At 38.5% G+C, this 2,644-nt stretch carries 3 protein-coding genes; all 3 read right to left on the reverse strand.

Annotated features, from left to right (window positions below):
• Window positions 1-117: 117 nt before the first annotated feature.
• Window positions 118-591, reverse strand: a complete 474-nt coding sequence (locus B5F38_RS13980) for a hypothetical protein (protein ID WP_087409730.1) — start codon at window positions 589-591, stop codon at window positions 118-120.
• A 32-nt stretch (window positions 592-623) separates the two neighbouring features.
• Window positions 624-1,145, reverse strand: coding sequence for a hypothetical protein (locus tag B5F38_RS13985; protein ID WP_143241000.1), 522 nt, complete (start codon window positions 1,143-1,145; stop codon window positions 624-626).
• 145 nt (window positions 1,146-1,290) lie between these two features.
• Window positions 1,291-1,779, reverse strand: a complete 489-nt coding sequence (locus tag B5F38_RS13990; RefSeq protein WP_143241001.1) for a hypothetical protein — start codon at window positions 1,777-1,779, stop codon at window positions 1,291-1,293.
• Between the last annotated feature and the right edge of the window lie 865 nt (window positions 1,780-2,644).

Here is a 2,644-nt window from a genome sequence, read left to right on the forward strand (position 1 = left end):
TCGATTGTATTTTCAGTATCTTCACTCCTTCCCCAAAAGGGTAAAAGCAAAAACAGAATCGGGAATATTAAAATCGCCTTTTTCATAATGAATTACTTTAAGGTTACACTATCCCTATCACCAGCACCCCAGCCCGGTTATCTCCATCTTTCCACGAGAGTATTTGAAATAGAAATCTCCCCAATCATGTTTTATAATGGGGACATATTGTTGATAAGTGAATTTTCTTTTTTTCCCCGTTCGTTCATATAGATATGGAGGAAGGTCCCCATGCCACACAAAAAGGAAATCGTTGTATTCGAAATATCCCGTCCCCTCCCTGGCTCTTGGAGAGGCAGATATCGAGAATATGAGATAATAGCTTCCATCGTCTTGCTTTTTCGATTTAACATTAAATACATCGGCACCTTCGTAGTCCAAGCAAGCGCAACCCGAATTGAAAATCTTGGAGTCTATCTCTTGTAAAAAGACCGAGTCTTTTATATTCATTTCGGGCATATAGACCGTGATTTTTTTCACTATCTCTTCATAGGTCAGCAATTGGGCCTGTATGGTTGGTACACCTATCAGTGACAGCAACACATAAATCATACACTTTTTCATAGCCGTTAAACAGAATTTTGTTAGTCCTCATCATAGAATGAACGCTGCATATCCAAATCGGGGCAATCCATTCCCATAGATTGTATCGAGCCCTCGACGTAACCCAAATACACGGAGATAACCGAATCGCCATTCTCTCCTTTCCAATAGGAGAACTCCCGTTTCCTGTCTGATACCTCGCATAGCGAATCGGGAATAACTCCATACCAAACGAAAGAAAAATTTTTATATTCAAAATATCCGGTTATTGTACCTCCGCGAAATTCAAATTCGGGATATAAATCAAATCTCAGCCGGGACTCTTCCGAATCAATGTAATATACCTCAAAATTACCTTTATCCAACTTATGCAAGTTGAAACAAATCGAATTAAAAACAAGTGAGTCTATACGTTGAAAGAACAGAGAGTCTTTAAAGACAAGCTCCGGCACCTGCAGGTACCCTCTTTCTCTCTTTGACTCGTCATTAGATGCCTGCCCCCATAACGGTGCCGATAAGAGGGTGAAGATTACACCCGTCAAAATTGCATACTTGGATTTCATAGCATTGGATTTAATATGTAATATACTTGGGATCAACCGGATTATCTTTAGTTCCTACAAAATATATTTTGTAGGTCGGAATATGTAAATAATGCTGTCGCATTTCCGTCACCTCTTATTTTATATTGCATCATCACTTTCCCAATTAATCGAACCAACGGTTCAACATTCTCTTCAAATTATCTGACATATAGTATCTGTTATTTCCCATATCCACAAATCTTTCGTCATACCAAATTATTGAAAGGTTACCCTGCGAGTAAATCTCAATTTTTCCCCTTACATCAAGGGGATCTATATCCAATTCTACGGTATTCCCTTGTTTTGTTGTTACGGTCTTTTTCATACAATCATACGGCCTTATTCTTATCAGAGAATCGGGAAGAGCATTTAATTGCAGTAGATTCTGACAGAGTTGTTGGATTTCTGAATAGGATAATTTTTTAAGGAAATAGGGATAAGAACCTTTCCCTTTCTCAAAATGACTGTCAAACAATCGCCTTGGGGTGTCAACTGCCGTATAAACATCAAAAGAGAAATGTTTAATCTTTATACTGTCGGCCTTTTCGCATATTATTTGAGAAAAGGCAAGTAACGGACAAAATAGAAAAAGCAAGGCTATATATCTTTTCATAATGGATCATTTTAAGGTTACACTATTCTATTTGGAGTCTTGATATGACGATTTCTTTATGCAAGAGATTGATAAAAACAGCCCGTATATAGCATAAAAAAGAAGAACTTTAGCATATAATATCACCTCTAAGAAAAAGTCTTTTTGACAAATAGGAATTGAATTATTACTGCCGTTGGGTAAGGAATTTTCGAAATAATACTTTATATTAACTTCCTGGCTGATAATAAATAAAACACTATAAACAATTACTATCAAAGAAAACAGTATAAATACGTACTGTAATATCTTATTCAATTTCTTATTATTCATAAGTATTAGCACAGGTTTAATACATACCGAAATTCAACATCCTGTTTTCATGCGTCAAGGTATGAATTTCCCTCCACATATCCAAGCGAATAGAGATGAAAATGCAACAGCGTGTCACCCCGCACAACGATGCGGGGTCCAGTTGTGAGTCGCTTGTGGGAAACATAGGGACGTACAACCCGTGCGTTCTAAAAAGAGGCACGAGCAAGAAAACGACCCAGATGTGAAATCACTGCCAGGGTATTTCTGGATTCCGCATCACGGTGCGGAATGACTCTCCCCGTCACCCCGCACTCAATGCGGGGTCCAGGAGCATGAGGAGAGATTGTTTTCATCTCTCTTGCATACTTTTAATAGTTTCCTTTTCCGTGTTGAAAATCATCTCCTCCCAAGTTTTATTCCAGGAGGCAAAATACTTGAAACGCTGTACGACTACCGCCTCGATTACCGTTGCCTGATTCAATAAACGAGGCCGTGTTTCCCCACTACCGGTTCTCGTTCGAATGTAGTATCGTTCAACTCTTCAAGACCATCAATCATAGGTTCCCATACT

Origin of the sequence: Barnesiella sp. An22 (genome assembly GCF_002159975.1) — a bacterium.
Taxonomy (GTDB): Bacteria; Bacteroidota; Bacteroidia; order Bacteroidales; family Barnesiellaceae; genus Barnesiella; species Barnesiella merdigallinarum.

Excerpts from the sequence above, each read along its gene's own strand:
- B5F38_RS13980 (WP_087409730.1), bottom strand. The coding sequence starts at position 591 with ATGATTTATGTGTTGCTGTCACTGATAGGTGTACCAACCATACAGGCC.
- B5F38_RS13985 (WP_143241000.1), bottom strand. The coding sequence starts at position 1,145 with ATGAAATCCAAGTATGCAATTTTGACGGGTGTAATCTTCACCCTCTTA.
- B5F38_RS13990 (WP_143241001.1), bottom strand. The coding sequence starts at position 1,779 with ATGAAAAGATATATAGCCTTGCTTTTTCTATTTTGTCCGTTACTTGCC.